Genomic DNA, 17,680 nt, shown 5'->3' on the forward strand with positions numbered 1-17,680 from the left:
TAACCAGGCATTATTGTGCTTATTGACAATGGCTTTTCAACAGATAGTGTTTAGTTAATTTAAAAAACACTATCTGTTGAAAAGCCATTGTCAATAAGCACAATAATGCCTGGTTTATTGAGAACCCCCCCAGGTTTATTGACAAGATGCGTAAACCGCTGACCTTCATACTTTAGCCATTGCTTTATTTGGTCTTCACCGTAACATCTGCTTTGACATCACTTTGCTTGATAATTTGGAGCGGTTTTACCTCTGTCCCGTATTCAAGTCTGAGGGGCTGACCATACTCTATCTCATACTCCTCCTGCTGTTTTTAACCTAACTCGCTGATCGCTATCTTCTATTTTTCGTGTTCCCACTTTCCCTCACTCACCTCTATAGATATTCCTTGTTTCCTTGGTGGGATAATTGTTAATCCGAACGGGGTCAGTTTTTTATTACATTCACTTTGCTTGCGTAGGTCGCAAGTTATATCATTGTACATGTCCGCTTGGGCAGGCAAAGCTATTCCACTTATCGTTACCACCACTACCATGAGGGTAATTACCAGGTAAGATATATATTTTATCATTCCTTTCTGATTCTCTCTTTAGTACTTCGTTTTCAACCATACCACGTACAATCTTTTTATTTCTTTTTATTTCTTTTTTTTATAATTTTTTTCGGTATTTTGTACTTACATCTCCGGCAAACCCTTTTACTCCAATTTGCACTACCACCCATACTAGGGAGCAGGGCTATTTCATTCTAAATTAAAATATTTTATGCATTGATAAGGATACGTCATTTCAGCCTTCGATAATTCAGGTATGGGATGCCTAAAAGCCTCTAAACTCGTTACTTAGATCCAGAATGAAACAGCCCTGCCCCAGAATTGGGGTATTTTAGGGGGCTTTAATAAAACTAGATGGTCGCGCATTCATTCTATAATTCAGCAACGCCCGAAAATAAGGAGGAAACTGGCAAGATGCCAGTTCTACACAAGATGCCAGTTCCACGGAATATGCCCATTCCAGAAAACTCTTAAAATCATTCCATTCCACGAGCAACGCGATTCATTTTGCCATTGGTCAATTTTGGTTTGGGCTCCATTGAAAGCGGCACATCTCGTGAGAACATCTTGTGCGATTGGCCGTAGGCCACGCCAAAGGCGAACGCATTTGCCCCCTTGATATTTCCTGCCTGATAGTTTTCCACTGCCCTTGCCAAAATTAGTGAGCCTTTACACGCCTATAGCCGATGTCTGGCAGGTCAGACGATGGTGGCATGAGAAAAAACCCCAGATACAAGCGCAAATTCGTTAGTATTGTCTCATTATATTCTTGTATGCTTCTATACCTAACTGCTCTTCTAATTCTGATCCAATTCCTGCAAACACCACACTTCCTTCAATTGCGCGGATCGTAGCATAATGCCACTCCGGCGTGATCGAATATTCCTTTTCTTCTCCACGGTGTAGAATATGTCCATCATCTACACGGGTATAACTTTCACCTTCCTTCCACACCTCTACTTGGCTACTTTCTTTGGCTATTATGATCACCTTGACTCTGCCATGGACCCGATTTTTAAGTAACACTTTATCATCACTAAGAACCATCGGACCACAAGCATAATAGGTTGAGCCAAAATCGCAGATATATTCCTGATCTATTGCCCATGCTTTCCTTTCGATTCCCATCGTGAGCATTAGCACTATTACCAGTAGAACCACTAAAGATCGTAAATGACCCATATGTATTTTTTTATCCTTACTTTTTCCCGTCGGGTTCTTTTTACCCCTGTACCATGGTGATCATAAAATCTCACACGGTTTTAGTCTTCATTGCGGGGTTTTTTATCCTGATACAATAGTCTTACAGATCGACATCCCATTGTATCTCAAATATATTACGAATTATTACGAAAAGTCTATTTTCCTTCGTCAGCTCGATTCCATAACTGGGTCTGGATCAAGGGATATAGATTGAAGCAGACATTCCCTGTTGACGTAGTTGGTTAACAAAAGCATTTGCCTTGGCTTCATTTTTGAATGCTCCCATCTGAATTCGAGACCCTTGTGGGAATCGACCCAAAAAAGCACCAGGCACAATTTTCCTGGCTTTAGCTAAACCACTAGAACTCCCGTCGTTGAGTATCACGTAATATTTGATTTTAGTAGATTGAGACGGTGGTGGTGCAGTAGTTTTATGACCGGTAACCACTTGCTGTTTAGGCAATGGTGCGGCAATAGAAACCGGTCGTGAAGCAGGCTGTGAATTGTTTTGAATTTCTTGCTTTGCTCTAGAGCCAATAAGATTGCTGTACAGCGAGTTGCTTTCTTTGAGCTTCTAATGCACGCTTGTTGCTGCCGAGCTTCATTGATGATTCGATTTAACCTCTGACGCCAATGTGCTGGCAAATTGCTGTTGCGGAGCATAGTTCAATACATCAACCCACCGACCCTGTTCTAGTCGCTGGTTTAATCTTATCAAACTTGCGTTCAAAGGATACCCATTCGTTGTGCCATTGGTCAATTTTGGTTTGGGCACCATTGAAAGCGGCACTACTAGGGCTGGCAACTGTTAAGGATTTTCTCCAATAATGTTGCACTATCTACAAAGATGTGTTAGACTTTAAACATAGATTCAGTTTCATTAGAGATACTTTGCGACTTACATTAAAGCCGAAAACCAAGGGTTTAAGGGTTGCGTTTTTTGTAAATAGTGGAATCAAATTTATGCGCTAAGCCGGGCATAGTCCTGGTAAAGCCTTGGGAGATACCCCCTGGCTGGCAAAATCCAGCTTGCATTAGTGAGCCAAAATCTGATTTGTAGATTTTGGTAGCTAAAAAGTATCGGAGAACATCTTGTGCGTACGCATTTGCCCCCAAGATATTTCCTGTTGGTTTTGACGTGGTGGCTAGGCTATTGGTTTTCGACCTCGGGTTTAGGAATCGCTCGGAAGACCGTGGAACGGATGCTTGAAAATATGACTCGGCTTTATGAGCTCTGTGCGCCCAGTGAGCGCATTGAGGCATATTTTCAACGCTGGTGGCGATGGGTGAAAGGTGGGATATCGGCGAAATGGCTGAGGGGATTTCACTCTTGTGTAACCCTTCGGTTGAGCCTAAAGTGTCTTATACCCTGTTCAGGGTCAACCTGGGGGTCTGGGTGAGCTCTCCTTTGATTCAACTCACACCCGTTTCCGGGTACCTCTTTTTCTCTCTGGTGTTTTGTTCGGCCTGATGGGGCTTATGGATAGGTAAGACTTGTTAAACTACGCCTTATCCATGGCCCTTTCCACCGCCTGGGTTGGTGGACCACGCTTCGACCCACCGCCTCGGTTTACCCCTACGAACGTTCGGACGCACTTGTCTTGGTTATCTGCCTCTTCATCGACTTCGGTAAACGCCCGATGCCACCAAGTCGAGCGGTGCCGGTCCCTTATTCACTATGCGGATCTCTGTCCAGAGCCCATTCGCGTAAAGATACCATGGCTCTCCCTTGCTCACCGGTTCTTCTATCCACCTCGGGGGGACCTCTGCTTTCAAGTATCTCACCACTGCGTCCTGCCAGATCTGGTTCTCGGGGACAGTTAACTGCATATGAAAGCACAAAACCTTTCCCGCACTTTGATCCCTTCCTCTCACCGATATCTCATCCTGGGGCGATAGTCGTTCCACACAGAACGGGTCGGTTTTCGTAATAACGCAAGGATCTTTTTTGTTTACCTGATTCTGGGCCATGGCAGATGATGGGGTCCCAAGCATACTGAACGCGCACAGCACCACCACTAGCCAAAGAACGGCATGCCTTTGATGGGGTTTTCGGTGATATTCTCTTTTTTCCCCTCTTAACGGTTGATTTTTTGTCTTCATTTGATGTACCCACTGATGATATTCGTTTATTGGTCGAACGGGGTAGGGTCGTGGTCGCTTACTCAACCCTACCCACCCCTATAATCTACTTTACTGTTCCTTGTTTTTCCAGGCATCATGTTTCCTTTTCTTCTTTATCCGCACCCTAAATCTAGTCGTCCGTCGCGTACTGGCCTTTAACCAATGCGGGGGATTAAGTAATACAACCGCCTTGAAATATTCGGCTCACCCGAACCATTACATGGCTCCACACCGGAAAATACCTCGCCTACTCCTGAAAAGAACGCCTGGTTACATATACATGTCTATCCCTCGTGGGGACATTTGAAATATAGATTGGGTGATGGGAAAACCTTTTCATACCACAAAAAAAACCCATACCGGTCATAAACACATCATCCACACCTACTAGTCAACGGATTTTTTTCCACGCCATGAACCGGTTATCCTATGGCCAAACTCGTCTAAGTTTCGGTATAATATCACGCCGGTCACTGGGTGCAATGGCTATGCCTTCGAAAGAGTATTTCTAATGACGGGGCGATTCGACCATGGATACACGACCCAACCGGTCTCATGTTTATGCCCGCCGGCGTTGTTCGGACCCTTGCCCTGCGACCAAAGTCACCGTACGCAACCTAATATCGGATCAAAAAAACAAACCTTTTTTATATGCTTATAAGAAGTCTGATCTTGCCGATAATTCTATATAATCCAACGAAAATCTCATTTTTGTTAACGCTACTAGACATATGCAGCCAGCATTAGGCGCGACAAACGCCGACAGTACCAAAAGGCCAGTACGCCCTTTTATCCACAAGTGAGGTTGCACAACAGATGCATTGTCGGAAATCCCTACCTACTTGGTGATGGTGGTACATGAGTTTGGTCGTTTGTGTGCTTCGTCTGTATTTAACTGACTCTATGGCAGGTCAGTCGCCACCCGTTGGATGGGAGTTTCTCTTTCCTCGGCTATTTCGTAAACATCCTCTTTCCAATCAAACCGGGCATGGGCAGAGACGCCAGCAGACCATAGTTCTGGTTTCCCATATGCTGACCCATACTAAATCAACCCATCGAGGGTCACAGGTTTTCCTTGGCCAAAAGGCCACGCTACGCGTTCAACAAAACGATTAAGGTCTATAGATTGAAGCAGACATTCCTTGTTGACGTAGTTGGTTAGCAAAAGCATTTGCCTTGGCTTCGTTTTTGAATGCTCCCATCTGAATTCGAGACCCTTGTGGGAATCGACCCAAAAAAGCACCAGGGACAATTTTCCTGGCTTTTGCTAAACCACTAGAACTCCCGTCGTTGAGTATCACGTAATATTTGATTTTAGTAGATTGAGACGGTGGTGGTGCAGTGGTTATCTTTCGGGTAACCACTGGCTGTTTAGGCAATGGTGTGGCAATAGAAACCGGTCTTGGAGCAGGCTGTGAATTGTTTTGAATACCTTTATTTAAGTCTGGTTGTGACCCAGAAATCGCTTGGTTTGCTCTAGAGCCAATTTGATTCTGTACAGCGAGTTGCTTTCTTTTAGCTTCCACTTGAGCTTGTTGCTGCCTAGCTTCAGCAATGATTCGATTTAACTTCTGACGCCAATAGCCTCCTGATGGCAAATTGCTGTTCTGAGCATAGTTCAACACATCTTGCCACCGACCCTGTTCATAGGCTTGTTGAATCTGATCAAATTTGCGTTCAAAGGATACCCATTCATTATGCCATTGGTCAATTTTGGTTTGGGCACCATTGAAAGCGGCACTACTAGGCAGAACATCTTGTGCGATCGCAATTGCCCTCTTGATATCTCCTGCCTGATAGTTTTCCACTGCTCTAGCCAAAATTAGTGAGCCATTATCAACAACCGGTGGTGCTGGTGTTGGCTGACGGGTCTGTGGTGGTGATGGAGCCCTCTTGACGACAGGTGTAGGTTTTGGGGACACTTTTTGCTTAGGAACGTTTCTCTTAGGAACGTTTCTCTTGGGAGCAGTTGCCACCACTGGCTCAACCGTCGATACACAGTCAGTCAAATTTGTAAACACCCACCCGTTAACCGGTGAACTAATTTCTACCCAGCCAGGTTGTCCACTACCAGTTAGAACCAGACTGGTTCCCTGATTCAGCTTACCAACTTTTGACCCGTTAGGCTCGGAGCGCACATTCAACCTACTACCTGTCACCTGGCAATTACCTGGGGCAGCTGGGGCTGGTGGCTCATATACCACCGGAGCTTGACGGCGATTGGGTGTACTCCTATTAGGAATTGGTTGCGCTATTCTAGGTGGTGACCAAGAGCTAGAACGCATCGAGTAGACCATACCAGCTATCGAGGAAGTAACTAGGGCAATGCCAGTGCCAATGATCAGAGACAAATTATCCGATCTATCCGCCTTAGTTGGAGGCAACGGAGAAGGTGCTGGTTTATTTGGAGTAGAACCCCTATCAACATTTGCGTCCCAAGTTTTTTGCTCTGAGAACGGGGTTGGTACTTGCTCCGGTGGGAAGTTTTCTTCAACTGTAGGGATATTGTGAATTGAGTAGTAGGTCGGGGAATTGATGGAGTACGGTTTTGAATTAGTACTCAATTTCTGTAAGTCTCGTAAAACCTGCGATCCCGACTGGTAACGGTCTTTGACTTGATAGCGAACCATTTTAGTAAGGACATTCGCCAATCCTACACTCACTGACACCAGGGATTGCCAGTTTACTTCACCAGTATTGAGGTCTTCCTGAAACTGATCTGGTACCATTCCAGTTAGTGCCTGAATCCCAATAATCCCTAGGGCATAAATATCACTGCTGGGACAGGGCTGACCCAAAGCCTGCTCACTGGACATATAGCCAGGAGTGCCTATTACCACAGTATGGTGAGTTTGTCTATAGGCACTAGCCAGCTCAGTTTGAACTTGCTTAACTGCACCAAAGTCCACCAACACTAACTTTTTATCTGCCGTGCGTCGGATCAGGTTGTCGGGCTTAATATCGCGATGAATCACACCGTGACGGTGGACAAATTCCAAAATACCTAAGACTTCCTGCAATAGCCCAATCACCTGTTTTTCCTGCCATCGGTGACCAGGGGACAACTCTTGGCTCAAGAGATGCCCTTCGATGAACTGTTGCACCAAGTAAAACTCATGGTCTTCTTCAAAGTAGGCAAGTAGCCGAGGAATTTGGTCATGATTTCCCAGCTTTTCAAGGGTTTCAGCTTCCCTACTAAATAGGCGTCGAGCAGTTTCTAAAAATGTCTGAGAGCCATTGGGAGGCTGAAGTTGCTTAACAACACAGCTTGGGTTACCTGGACGCTTCGTGTCCTTGGCTAAATAGGTTTTGCCAAATCCCCCGGAACCGAGGACTTGAGTCACTTGGTAACGCCCGTCCAGTAACTTGCCTAACATAGGATTGATGTGCCTAAGAGTTCACAAAAAGGAAGTTTAAAGCTCCCCACAAAGGGTGCAGGGTGCTAACTGTCTCATGTTTAACATACGCTGATCGGTATTATTGACCAGGACTGTGCCAATTTCTATTCTGATTATCATTCAGCTATCAGCATTCCTCTATCAGCATTCAGCTATCAGCATTCAGCTATCAGCATTCCTCTATCAGTTATCAGCTATCAGTTATCAGCATTATGCTTAAGGCTATCAGCTAGAGGCTATCAGCTAGAGGCTATCAGCTAGAGGCTGAGGGCTGAGGGCTGAGGGCTGAGGGCTGAGGGCTGACCGCTAAAGGCTGACCGCTGACCGCTGACCGCTGACCGCTGAATGCTTACGATTATCGGTATAGTATTAAGAGCGACGGATAGCCTGTGAATAATTGCTGTTTTATTATATGTCTGGTATAATAACCCCCTTCAAGGGATGTTTGGGAGTGAATTAATGAAACCCTTATTTAAGGATACCCTGGCATGGGAACAAGCTCAAGTGCTGATGCAACCTACGTTTATTCGTATAATAGACCAAATTGGGCGACAGTTGGAGCCAACAAACTGGAAAGTCACCTATAAAAACGTTACTACACCCATACCGGGCTATGAGTTGTGTTTAGCACATCAAGATACTTCAGTTGCCATTAATTTATGGGATTTGTGTTTTCAAGTCTGTTTTCGTGACTATAGACCAACCCAGTCTGAATTAGACACTCAGCCAGTAGAAATTGATCCGATGCTGATTGATCAGGCTGGTGTTGTGGATTGGCAGTGTCTAGATGCTAAAGCCAAACAGCTAGTAGAAGAAGTTGTGGCAGGATTGCCACAGGTAGATTCTAATGACTAAATACTATAGCGTTTATAGGACTCATGAGGTACACAGATTTTTTTGACTATTGGCTCTTGCGTTCCCCTCCTGGGAGGGGTTAGGGCGTGTTTTCCAAGTTTTCCGCAAGATTATGATCCCCCCCAGCCCCCCTTTTTTAAGGGGGGAGCCATACTCAAAGTCCCCCTTTTTTAAGGGGGACCAACGGGGGATCTCCGAGTTTGAACACAGGCGCTAGGGGTGGGTTTCTCTTACCTGCTCCCTGCTCCCTGCTCCCTGCTCCCTGCTCCCTAAAACCAAGATATTTGTACCTCACAAGTCGTAGAATTGCTATAATGAAAAATGACCAATTGCTAGATGTCCAGCGCCTGGCTGGGGCAAAGTTTGAGTCGGTGGCTTCACGGATGATTCCAGTAAGCTTTGGCAATGATGCAACAGGGATTGAAGCAGCCCGTCAGGGAGTTGGGTTGGTTGATTGTTGCCATTGGGGGTTGATAAAAGTATCTGGTGATGACCGACTACGCTATCTACACAATCAAAGCACCAATGACTTCCAAACACGACAGCCAGGCCAAGGCTGTGAGACGGTTTTTGTTACATCTACAGCTCGGACTATCGACCTAGCTACTGCCTATATCTTAGCAGATGCGGTGCTATTGGTAGTTTCTCCAAATTGCCGTAAGCAGATCATGGAGTGGCTGGATCGTTATATCTTTCCCATGGATCGAGTGGAATTGCAGGATGTATCTGAGGAGAATGCTGTTTTCTCCTTGATGGGACCAGAAAGTAATGCCCTCTTAACAGGGTTGGGTGTGGAGATATCAGCAGAAGATGCTAGTCACCAGCAACTGATGCTCGGGGATAATCAAGTCCGCATCGCTGTAGGGAGTGGCTTAGCCTTGCCAGGATATACTGTAATTTGCCCTGCCGAGAATGCTGCCCAGGTTTGGCAAACCTTAACCACAGCAGGAGCAATCCCCATAGGCGATCGCGTTTGGGAACAGTTGCGTATCCAACAGGGACGCCCTGCGCCAGGTCATGAACTCACAGAAGATTACAATCCTCTCGAAGCTGGTTTGTGGCAAACCATTTCCTTTAGCAAAGGCTGTTACATTGGTCAGGAAACCATTGCGCGCTTGAATACCTACAAAGGAGTGAAGCAACGACTATGGGGTATCCGCTTAAGTGCTCCTACTGACCTAGGAAGCATCATCACCGTGGATGGGGAAAAAGTGGGCAAGCTCACCAGCTTGACCGAAACTGACCAGGGAGTGTTTGGTTTAGCCTATATCCGCACTAAGGCTGGTGGTGCAGGGTTAAAAGTTATCTTAGGGGACGTCGAAGGGGAAATTATGGCTGTACCTTGTTTGAGTCATGATTATTATGAGCCCAGCCCTGAGTAATCCCGACTCCCGACTCCCGACTCCCGACTCCCGACTCCCGACTCCCGACTCCCGACTCCCGACTCCCGACTCCCGACTCCCGACTCCCGACTCCCGACTCCCGACTCCCTAAAACCTAGGACGAGGTACCTGACCCAGTTGAGAACTGCGATAGAATTAAAGACTAAAGCATTCACACTCCTCAATTTGAGGACATCCAGTTATGGCACTGCCAATTGTTGCAGTTATCGGACGCCCGAATGTGGGGAAATCAACCTTAGTCAATCGTTTGGCAGGGGTGACCGATGCTATTGTCCACAACCAACCAGGAGTAACCCGCGATCGCACTTATCGCCCAGCTTTCTGGCAAGACCGAGACTACCTGGTTGTGGATACTGGCGGCTTGGTCTTTGATGACAATACCGAGTTCTTGCCCTTGATTCGAGAACAGGCAATGGCAGCTTTGGCTGAAGCGAGTGCAGCAGTGTTAGTGGTGGATGGTCAAGCAGGACCCACAGCTGGAGATGAAGCGATCGCGCAATGGTTACGTCAACAACATGTGCCAGTGGTGCTAGCTGTCAATAAATGTGAATCGCCCCAGCAAGGAATTATCCTAGCCTCCCAGTTTTGGGAACTGAATTTAGGAGAACCCTTCCCGGTCTCAGCAATTCATGGCAATGGTACAGGAGAATTACTAGAGAAGCTGGTTACCTACCTGCCCAATGTAGACACTATCCCAGAAATCCCAGAGATTAAAGTCGCTATTGTCGGACGCCCCAATGTGGGAAAATCCAGCTTATTGAATACCCTCACTGGGGAAAATCGCTCGATTGTCAGTCCAATTTCTGGCACCACTCGTGACGCCATTGATATGGTAGTACAACGGTCAGCAGATCCAGAAAAGGGTACTGATGCCCAAACCTATCGCTTGATTGACACCGCTGGCATTCGCAAAAAGAAAAACGTTACTTACGGACCGGAATTTTTTGGTATTAATCGTGCCTTCAAAGCTATTCGCCGCTCAGATGTAGTGCTACTGGTGATTGATGCTATAGATGGGGTGACAGAGCAAGACCAAAAACTGGCAGGACGTATTGCGGATGAAGGACGTGCTGCGATAATTGTAGTCAATAAGTGGGATGCTATCGAAAAAGATTCCTACACTATATATGAATACGAAAAACTCGTTAAAGACCGACTGAGTTTTATCGAGTGGGCTGAAATCATCTTTGTCAGTGCCCTAACAGGCAAGCGGGTCGAAACAATTTTGGATTTAGTTGATACCGCTGCCAATCAACATGGACGTCGTGTCTCTACCTCTGTGATTAATGAAGTCCTACAAGAAGCCGTTAGCTGGTACACTCCTCCCACCAATCGCCAAGGGCGTCAGGGCAAAATCTACTACGGTACCCAGGTAAAAACTAAACCCCCCACGATTGCCCTGTTTGTCAACGACCCCAAACGCTTCAAAGAGAACTACCGTCGCTACATAGAGCGTCAGTTCCGCCAACAATTAGATTTCACTGGTACACCAGTACGATTACTGTGGCGAGGCAAAAAAGTCCGTGATGGAGAAGAAGCTCAAATCAACCTCAATCGAGCTACCCGCGTGTGACAACTGACCCCCTCGACTACTACCCACTCAGCACTCACCACTAACATGGACTTATTGCGATCGCTTCCTATCGGACTATACTTGGAACAACCAGTCACCTGGATGCATCACCTCGACTCCAGGGTAAAGATGTTTTGGTTGACCAGTTTTCTGATCGCACCCCTGTTGGCAAATCCCTACTGTCGGCTCGGGCTATCCTCCTTACTGATTCTAATCACCTTATCAGCTAGGATTCCCTGGCGGGTGTGGCGTCAGCAAATGGGTTGGTTGTTGATGCTAGCATGTTTTGTCTTCCTGATCACTACGATCGCTCCAGATGGTATGGCCATTGACCATCAAGTCAGACTACCTCCAGAACCTCAAGAGCTCACCCTACCTCAACCTAGTGACTACCGTTATGTCATCTGGAGTGGTAAAGCGTTTACTATGATTAGTCTTACTATTACTCGTCGCTCAATAGATTTAGCGGTCCGGATCAGCACAACTCTATTTATCCTAGTTTACAGTTCCAGTCTCTTTCTGCTTACCACAGCACCAGAAGAAATTACCGCAGGTTTAGAAAGCTTAATCAAACCCTTACGGCGTTTCAATGTTCCGGTTACCGAAATTCTGCTCACCTTAACCCTTTCCTTGCGCTTTATCCCCCTAGTGCTCGAAGAAGTACAGAATTTAGGTCGTTCCATACGCACTCGTGCTATCAACTGGAAAAAACTCGGTCTGAGCCGAAGCTTACAAGTTTGGTTAATGGTTGCGGAAAAGCTTCTGGAAAATCTGCTGTTACGGGCTGAGCAAATTGCTAGTGCTATGACTGTCAGGGGCTTTACTAGTCCCAATGAGCATCAAGTGGAGTGGCATCAACTGCGTTTACGCTGGTGTGATTGGTTAGCACTGGCAAGTTTACTAGTATTTTGGGGAGTAAGATTAACCTGGGGTTGGAAAATTTGAATCTTTTGTGAAAAACATAGCTATGGTTTAATCTAGGTAAATTCAAGCAATCCCTGCCCTTTAAAGTCAGGGACAGCAGTCAAAAGATTTGTATCTCAGCCATCCTATGACAAATCAATCACCGTCCGAGCGGACATCACCCCCAACAGCTCCTCAGCCAAGCCGCAAACCAATTCTAGACCTTGATGAATTACTGGCAATTATCGTAGCCTTCGCCACTATTGGTCTAATTCTGTTTTGGGGCACTAGGGGCAACCGGGGAAAATTTAGCTTCAAATCCCTTGAGTCTCCCTTTGCATCATCTGAGTCAACAGAGTCAACGGGAGAACTATCACTATTCCCAAGCCTTAAATCAATCACGGGTGGGGGTAATTCATCATTTGCGCGCTCCTCATCCTCCAAATCAAGAACGAGTTCTTGGTTCAGGGGATATTCAGTTGATCCAGCCACGGGTTTAATGCTCGGGTCAGCTCAAGGTAACTCACCAGAGGAGTCAGAAACTAGTCCATTCCTAGGGCTATTCTCATCAGGGTACTCATCCACAGGATATCGCGACCGCACCATGGCCAAGGGCAAAGCCGGATCAGATGGTAATACTGACGGTAGCACAGGTCCTGACCAAGCCAGATCAGATGGCACTACTGACGGTAGCACAGCTTCTGACAAAGCCAGATCAGATGGTAATACTGACGGTAGCACAGGTCCTGACCAAGCCCAATCCTCATCACAAACTATCCCTATAGATGTTAGCGATTTCCGCTCCATTCAACCAGCAGAGATTCCTAAAAATCATTGGGCAAGTCCTTTCATGAGACCTCTAGCCAAGGACAAAGTATTAATTAACTTACCTGATCAGGAATTTCTACCGGACAGACAGGTAACACGGGGAGAGTTAGCTGCTCAAATTCAAAAAGCGTTTCAAGAGCAGAAGAAGCGACAACGAGTAAATTATAAGGATAAACCTACTGATCAATCAGCATCTAAAGCAATTGATGAAGCTACCGAAACCGGCTTCATGTCAGGATATCCCGGACAGGAGTTCCGTCCTGAGCAAAAAGTTCCTCGTGTACAGGTTTTAGTTAGCCTGATTAGCGGTCTTGATCTTCAACCTTCATCCAATCCAGCCGAAACGTTAAAGATTTACCGAGATCAGGATGACATTCCTGAGTGGGCGATTGAGAAAGTAGCAGCAGCAACAGAAGCGGGTATAGTTGTTAACTACAGTGAAAAAACTATGCTCAGACCAAATCAGCCTGCTACTCATGCTGAGATGGTTTCTATGCTTTATCAGGCTTTGGTCACATCAGGTAAGGCTCAAGGGGTTTCCTCTCCATATATTGTAGCTCCGAAATAGAATTATCGGATTACAGATCAGGTAATGATCAGCCCATTTTAATCGACGTTATTGATTAGCCCGGAGTTAACACTCCGGGCAAGATTTTTTGTGAGAATAGAGGGAGAAGGGAGCAGGAAGCAGGGAGCAGGGAGCAGGGAAAAGAGCACTGGAAAAAAATCCTGTTTACCTCATTACTATGACAAACCCTTGTTAAGCATCAAGGCAACCGTTAACTATCAACCATTGTGTTAATGCAGTCGTTCATGGTTTGAGTTCTGTATGCGATCGCATCTTGTCAGCCCCCTGGAAATCCCCACAGGTAGGCGCACCCGTTGCTACCACAGTGCTCTGACAGGTAGCCCAATTGGGGTTCGAGGAGGAGTTGTCACTGTTGGCTGTACAGGAGTGGAAATGACAGTTCTCCGAATACGGTTCATCCGTTCGATACGCCTCTGTTGGAGAGACTCTAACACCTCGGTAACACTACTGGTAACCCTCCGAGTCTCTGAACTCGCCAAATCACTTGAACTAACAACATTAAGGATACGATTCCCAGCCATCAAGACTTCCTTACCTTCTGTCAAATGCAATTGCCTGAGCTTGGAAGTCGGTAGCCAAACAGTTTGGCTGTCACCGTTGTCAAGCTTAACCTTTACCATATTGCCAACGATACTCTTGATAGTACCTTTGTCAAGCTCTTGCCCCCGATCTTGTTTGAGGATCCGGTTTTGGGCGTGTTCACCCATTGGGTTAGCCTGAGCGGGAGCCATAGCAAGGGTACACAGCAGCAGTGACAAAGTAGTCCCTGTCCATACATTCAAGTTTTTAATTTTTATCATCAACTTAATTGATATTTCTGTTACTCGAAGAATTTAAAATTAACGGATCTACTGTAAAATCTACTGAAAGAATAGATTATTTCCGGAATAGTTTATCAGTCTATTTACTAAGATTGTTTTCTCCAAACCTCACTCATGGCCTGGGGTTAACGTTTTTGATAATGTTGCTTTTCAAGTATATTAAAGTGATGTTATAAAGTTGTTGTAAATAAAAAAAAATTAGTAATGGTGAGAGGTAAATTGCTATCTCGGAGCTTAATGCTACTCTGCTTGAGTATAGTAATTCCAATACTTCATGAGCAACAGCAGGTAGCTGCCTCTGAAAAAACCAGTAGTCCTGACGCTACTACCAAAGAGGTTTTACATCAAAATCAATTGCCTGGAATTGAAGCCCCAAAATTGCCACTTCTTGGAGACCTGGATCTATATCTTCCTCTAGAAGAAGACATCCCAGCAGAGGCTACTCAAATTACTCGTTTGGTGATTAAATTGAGTGAACGTCGTGTTTATGTCTATCAAGCGGCTCAAGTACTAAACACTTACCCCATTGCCATTGGTAAAGCGGGTTGGGAAACACCAACAGGCAATTTTGAAGTGCTCCAAAAGCTTCAGTATCCAGCTTGGGAGCATCCTTGGACAGGTGAAGTAATTCCTCCAGGGCCGAATAATCCCCTTGGCGATCGCTGGATTGGTTTTTGGACTAATGGGAAGAATTATATTGGATTTCATGGAACAACTGCTGAGGAACTCGTCGGACAAGCTGTTTCTCACGGTTGCATCCGAATGCTCAATAAAGATGTCCGAGATTTATTTGAAAAGGTGGCTATAGGAACACCGGTAATCGTAAAGCCTTGACATCCTCTGCCGGAATAGGTTAATCCCCATAAGATCAAGTCAGGTTGAATACCCATAATTAGAGCGAGGGTGGGAAGTTTGGGAAGTGTGGGAAGTGTGGGGAGATGGGGAGATGCGGGAGATTTTTATTAAGGGTAATTATCCCGACATGATATAATTAGAGAGTTGAGCCCCTAGCTCTTCATAATTATTAATTTTTAAGATAGCGATTAGTTAAATAGAACCCACGCTTAGCGCACTCCCAATTGATTTGCGCTCAACTAACCAATGGTCAAATTATTGCCCCTCTTCCCCGACTTCTGGTCTGTTGCTCCACTTCCGGTCTTGGAGAGTTTCACAACTAAAATCGGATTGTTATAGTTATGATGGTGTAGGTTAAACTAACCGAAAACTATCTAGAGAAACTATCTAGAGAAAATATTAAGGTCAGCACCCCGCTGTTGCCTAGACAGGGCTTCAAGCCTTCGAGGCTAGGTAGCAGGGTGAAAACCGCACTTGACGTTCGTGTTTCCGACCTGGCCCCCCATAAACGGGGTTTCCAAACTTCAAACTTGTTTTTTTATGAGTAAATCAATAATTGAGTTAGTTGATGAACTGTCAACAGATAGCCTAACTGTAAAAATCCTGAACGCACTGGATTTTGTGATCCCAGGTCAGTGGGAAAACCTAGTGGGGTTTAACCATACCATTCGCAAGCTAACTGGGGAAGAGGATTACGAGGTGATTACGAAAATTCGCGATCGCGCCCTCGCCATCTACGAAGACCCCAATGAGGGATACCAAAAAGCCGTTGGGATTTATCAAAAGTTTGACAGAACTGACAAAGCGATCGCAGCAGCGGCAATAGCCGACAAAGTCGGGGATACCTTTAGGTGGATCCCGTTTTTAGAGAAACTGACTCCCAAAGCTGACAAGCTGCAAGGGGTTGACTTGGGTCTGAAATTGGTGGGGGAACTACTTGCCCATAGCAAAATTCACAAGGTTGGCTTGAATCCCTTCGAGTTTGCCAGTTCTATCCGGGAAAACTATGATCAAGCTGCTCTGATGCGGATGGTAGCTTTAGTTTGTATTGATGGGGTAATCCCTCTTGGTGCAGACTTCGTGTCTAAAGTACGAAATACCCTTGAAGAAGGAGATCAATCATCCTTTTCCAACAATGATGAGTTTGAAGCCATCAGGGACTCAATCCCAGATGGCGATAAACAGGGATTCATTACTCAAACCTTTGATGCAGTTGGTGGCTGGATGGATAATCTAGTATCCTCTGTTGGATTAAGCCGTGATTCACTGTCCGACAGTCTCGGGGGTTTTGTAGAAATTGCCGATGACAAGTTAGACTATGTGGCGGCATTTCTAGACGCTAGCACTAACTACTATGAGCATACTGGTATTCAAACCGTTGCGCGTCATTTAATTCTTCGTGCTGCTGAAGAAATTGACTAGCCTAGAGTGAACTACTATAGCGTTTTTCATAGTGATGAAAAACGCTATAATACACTAATAAAATTTTGCTCTCATCGAGTTAAGTACTAACCTTGACAATGCTGCAATACAAAGTTGATAAGCTGACTGAATCCCCTAACTTTGTATTAGTTGCTGCTGGATTAATAATGGCTTTAGCGGTAACAGGCTGTGAGCAATGGGATTCATCTGGCAGGATAAGTAGACCAACACCAGACAATTTTCCTACTCGTACCTTACCGAGATCGAACCCTAGCCAGTCGCCGCCAGCGATAAAGCAAGTTTTGTATGTGGATTCTCAACAAGGTACAGATAGCGAAAACGCTGGTCTAACCACTGCTAATCCCTTCAAAACTATTACCTATGCCTTAAAGCAAGCTCGTCCCTTAGCTACTATCCACCTAGCGCCAGGTCAGTACACCGTTGAACAGGGAGAAACCTTTCCCCTTAAACTCAAACCTGGCATGATTCTCCAGGGAAACAAGTCCGCTAGAGGTGAAGGAGTAGTGATAATTGGTGGCGGTCTTTACCTCAGTCGCACGTGGGCAGGTCAGAATGTGACGATATTGGCAGCTCAAGATACTCAGATTCTGGGACTAACTATTACTAATCCTAATACCAGAGGGAGTGGTGTGTGGGTAGAATCCACCAATCCCATCATTCGTAACAATACCTTTATCAATAGCGATCGCGAAGGAGTGTTTGTTAGTGGTAAAGGAAATCCTCTGATTGAAAATAACCGTTTTGCCAATAACCAAGGAAACGGTATCTCTGTAACTCGGGAAGCAACAGGAGAAATCCGGGGTAATATTATTGAGCAAACCGGTCATGGTTTGGCGATAGGGGGCAACAGTTCACCCTTGGTAGTAAATAATCAGATTCGTGACAACATTGACGGGGTAGTGATTGAAGGGTCTGCACGTCCTGTGCTGCGCGAGAACCAAATTATCAACAATAGTAGGGATGGCTTGGTAGCGATTAGCCAATCTCAGCCAGATTTAGGCACTGCTAGTACTCCTGGAAATAACCTTTTTGAAGGCAATGAACGTTATGACATTTATAATGTTACTGGCAAAAAGCTATTAGTAATTGGTAATCAGCTCAAGGGGGATGGGGTTGCTGCACTGCTAGAACC

General features: G+C 45.6%; 16 protein-coding genes. 10 read left to right on the forward strand and 6 right to left on the reverse strand.

The genetic code is table 11. The features are described 5' to 3' along the window. Positions 1-1,029: 1,029 nt before the first annotated feature. The 4 genes from F6J94_RS15025 to F6J94_RS15040 all read right to left on the reverse strand — a co-directional run bounded on the left by F6J94_RS15025 (position 1,030) and on the right by F6J94_RS15040 (position 3,872). A complete protein-coding gene (locus F6J94_RS15025; protein WP_293025577.1) occupies positions 1,030-1,209 on the reverse strand; it encodes a hypothetical protein in 180 nt (59 codons plus the stop codon). 91 nt (positions 1,210-1,300) lie between these two features. Beyond that, entirely contained in the window at positions 1,301-1,681 is a 381-nt protein-coding gene (locus F6J94_RS15030) for a hypothetical protein (RefSeq protein ID WP_293041495.1), read from the reverse strand. 271 nt (positions 1,682-1,952) lie between these two features. Further along, positions 1,953-2,219, reverse strand: coding sequence for an SPOR domain-containing protein (locus F6J94_RS15035; protein WP_293025573.1), 267 nt, complete (start codon positions 2,217-2,219; stop codon positions 1,953-1,955). A gap of 1,419 nt (positions 2,220-3,638) precedes the next feature. Beyond that, entirely contained in the window at positions 3,639-3,872 is a 234-nt protein-coding gene (locus F6J94_RS15040; protein WP_293025571.1) for a hypothetical protein, read from the reverse strand. 866 nt (positions 3,873-4,738) lie between these two features. On the opposite strand from F6J94_RS15040, the gene F6J94_RS15045 reads away from it, so the two are divergent. Continuing rightward, the gene (locus F6J94_RS15045; protein WP_293025569.1) at positions 4,739-4,996 is read left to right on the forward strand and encodes a hypothetical protein; all 258 of its coding nucleotides are present in this window, start codon (positions 4,739-4,741) and stop codon (positions 4,994-4,996) included. Here F6J94_RS15045 and F6J94_RS15050 read toward each other — a convergent pair. Then, positions 4,993-7,257 (reverse strand): protein kinase, encoded by a 2,265-nt coding sequence (locus F6J94_RS15050; protein WP_293041498.1) that lies wholly within the window; start codon positions 7,255-7,257, stop codon positions 4,993-4,995. The genes F6J94_RS15045 and F6J94_RS15050 overlap by 4 nt on opposite strands. Positions 7,258-7,737: 480 nt before the next feature. Here F6J94_RS15050 and F6J94_RS15055 point away from each other — a divergent pair, with 480 nt between their 5' ends. From F6J94_RS15055 to F6J94_RS15080, 6 genes are all read left to right on the forward strand, one after another. After that, positions 7,738-8,133, forward strand: a complete 396-nt coding sequence (locus F6J94_RS15055) for a hypothetical protein (protein WP_293041502.1) — start codon at positions 7,738-7,740, stop codon at positions 8,131-8,133. A 314-nt stretch (positions 8,134-8,447) separates the two neighbouring features. Continuing rightward, entirely contained in the window at positions 8,448-9,515 is a 1,068-nt protein-coding gene (locus F6J94_RS15060) for a folate-binding protein (RefSeq protein WP_293041523.1), read from the forward strand. Continuing rightward, positions 9,496-9,627, forward strand: a complete 132-nt coding sequence (locus tag F6J94_RS15065) for a hypothetical protein (RefSeq protein WP_293041505.1) — start codon at positions 9,496-9,498, stop codon at positions 9,625-9,627. Before F6J94_RS15060 ends, F6J94_RS15065 begins: the two co-directional genes overlap by 20 nt. A gap of 90 nt (positions 9,628-9,717) precedes the next feature. Beyond that, positions 9,718-11,109: a ribosome biogenesis GTPase Der gene (gene der / locus F6J94_RS15070; protein ID WP_293041508.1), complete on the forward strand. Its 1,392-nt coding sequence runs from the start codon at positions 9,718-9,720 to the stop codon at positions 11,107-11,109. Between the two features lie 45 nt (positions 11,110-11,154). After that, a complete protein-coding gene (locus tag F6J94_RS15075; protein WP_293041511.1) occupies positions 11,155-12,054 on the forward strand; it encodes an energy-coupling factor transporter transmembrane protein EcfT in 900 nt (299 codons plus the stop codon). A 106-nt stretch (positions 12,055-12,160) separates the two neighbouring features. Further along, positions 12,161-13,408, forward strand: coding sequence for an S-layer homology domain-containing protein (locus F6J94_RS15080; RefSeq protein WP_293041514.1), 1,248 nt, complete (start codon positions 12,161-12,163; stop codon positions 13,406-13,408). A 317-nt stretch (positions 13,409-13,725) separates the two neighbouring features. Here the strand turns inward: F6J94_RS15080 and F6J94_RS15085 are convergent, their stop codons facing one another. Beyond that, complete coding sequence (locus F6J94_RS15085; protein ID WP_293027093.1) at positions 13,726-14,229, reverse strand: hypothetical protein; 504 nt, start codon at positions 14,227-14,229, stop codon at positions 13,726-13,728. 225 nt (positions 14,230-14,454) lie between these two features. On the opposite strand from F6J94_RS15085, the gene F6J94_RS15090 reads away from it, so the two are divergent. The 3 genes from F6J94_RS15090 to F6J94_RS15100 all read left to right on the forward strand — a co-directional run. Then, positions 14,455-15,084, forward strand: a complete 630-nt coding sequence (locus tag F6J94_RS15090; RefSeq protein ID WP_293027090.1) for a L,D-transpeptidase — start codon at positions 14,455-14,457, stop codon at positions 15,082-15,084. Between the two features lie 561 nt (positions 15,085-15,645). Next, positions 15,646-16,527, forward strand: a complete 882-nt coding sequence (locus F6J94_RS15095) for a hypothetical protein (protein WP_293041517.1) — start codon at positions 15,646-15,648, stop codon at positions 16,525-16,527. 98 nt (positions 16,528-16,625) lie between these two features. Continuing rightward, positions 16,626-17,680: DUF1565 domain-containing protein (locus F6J94_RS15100; RefSeq protein WP_293041520.1), on the forward strand; the 1,055-nt coding region annotated here is incomplete at its 3' end.

The sequence above is a fragment of the Moorena sp. SIO1F2 genome, assembly GCF_010672755.1.
In the GTDB taxonomy this organism is placed as follows: domain Bacteria; phylum Cyanobacteriota; class Cyanobacteriia; order Cyanobacteriales; family Coleofasciculaceae; genus Moorena.

Bases quoted from the DNA above. Each gene is read 5' to 3' on its own strand.
- F6J94_RS15030 (WP_293041495.1), bottom strand. From the start codon at position 1,681: ATGGGAATCGAAAGGAAAGCATGGGCAATAGATCAGGAATATATCTGC.
- F6J94_RS15050 (WP_293041498.1), bottom strand. From the start codon at position 7,257: ATGTTAGGCAAGTTACTGGACGGGCGTTACCAAGTGACTCAAGTCCTC.
- F6J94_RS15075 (WP_293041511.1), top strand. From the start codon at position 11,155: ATGGACTTATTGCGATCGCTTCCTATCGGACTATACTTGGAACAACCA.
- F6J94_RS15060 (WP_293041523.1), top strand. From the start codon at position 8,448: ATGAAAAATGACCAATTGCTAGATGTCCAGCGCCTGGCTGGGGCAAAG.
- der (WP_293041508.1), top strand. From the start codon at position 9,718: ATGGCACTGCCAATTGTTGCAGTTATCGGACGCCCGAATGTGGGGAAA.
- F6J94_RS15095 (WP_293041517.1), top strand. From the start codon at position 15,646: ATGAGTAAATCAATAATTGAGTTAGTTGATGAACTGTCAACAGATAGC.
- F6J94_RS15055 (WP_293041502.1), top strand. From the start codon at position 7,738: ATGAAACCCTTATTTAAGGATACCCTGGCATGGGAACAAGCTCAAGTG.
- F6J94_RS15085 (WP_293027093.1), bottom strand. From the start codon at position 14,229: ATGATAAAAATTAAAAACTTGAATGTATGGACAGGGACTACTTTGTCA.
- F6J94_RS15065 (WP_293041505.1), top strand. From the start codon at position 9,496: ATGAGCCCAGCCCTGAGTAATCCCGACTCCCGACTCCCGACTCCCGAC.
- F6J94_RS15090 (WP_293027090.1), top strand. From the start codon at position 14,455: ATGGTGAGAGGTAAATTGCTATCTCGGAGCTTAATGCTACTCTGCTTG.
- F6J94_RS15080 (WP_293041514.1), top strand. From the start codon at position 12,161: ATGACAAATCAATCACCGTCCGAGCGGACATCACCCCCAACAGCTCCT.
- F6J94_RS15045 (WP_293025569.1), top strand. From the start codon at position 4,739: ATGAGTTTGGTCGTTTGTGTGCTTCGTCTGTATTTAACTGACTCTATG.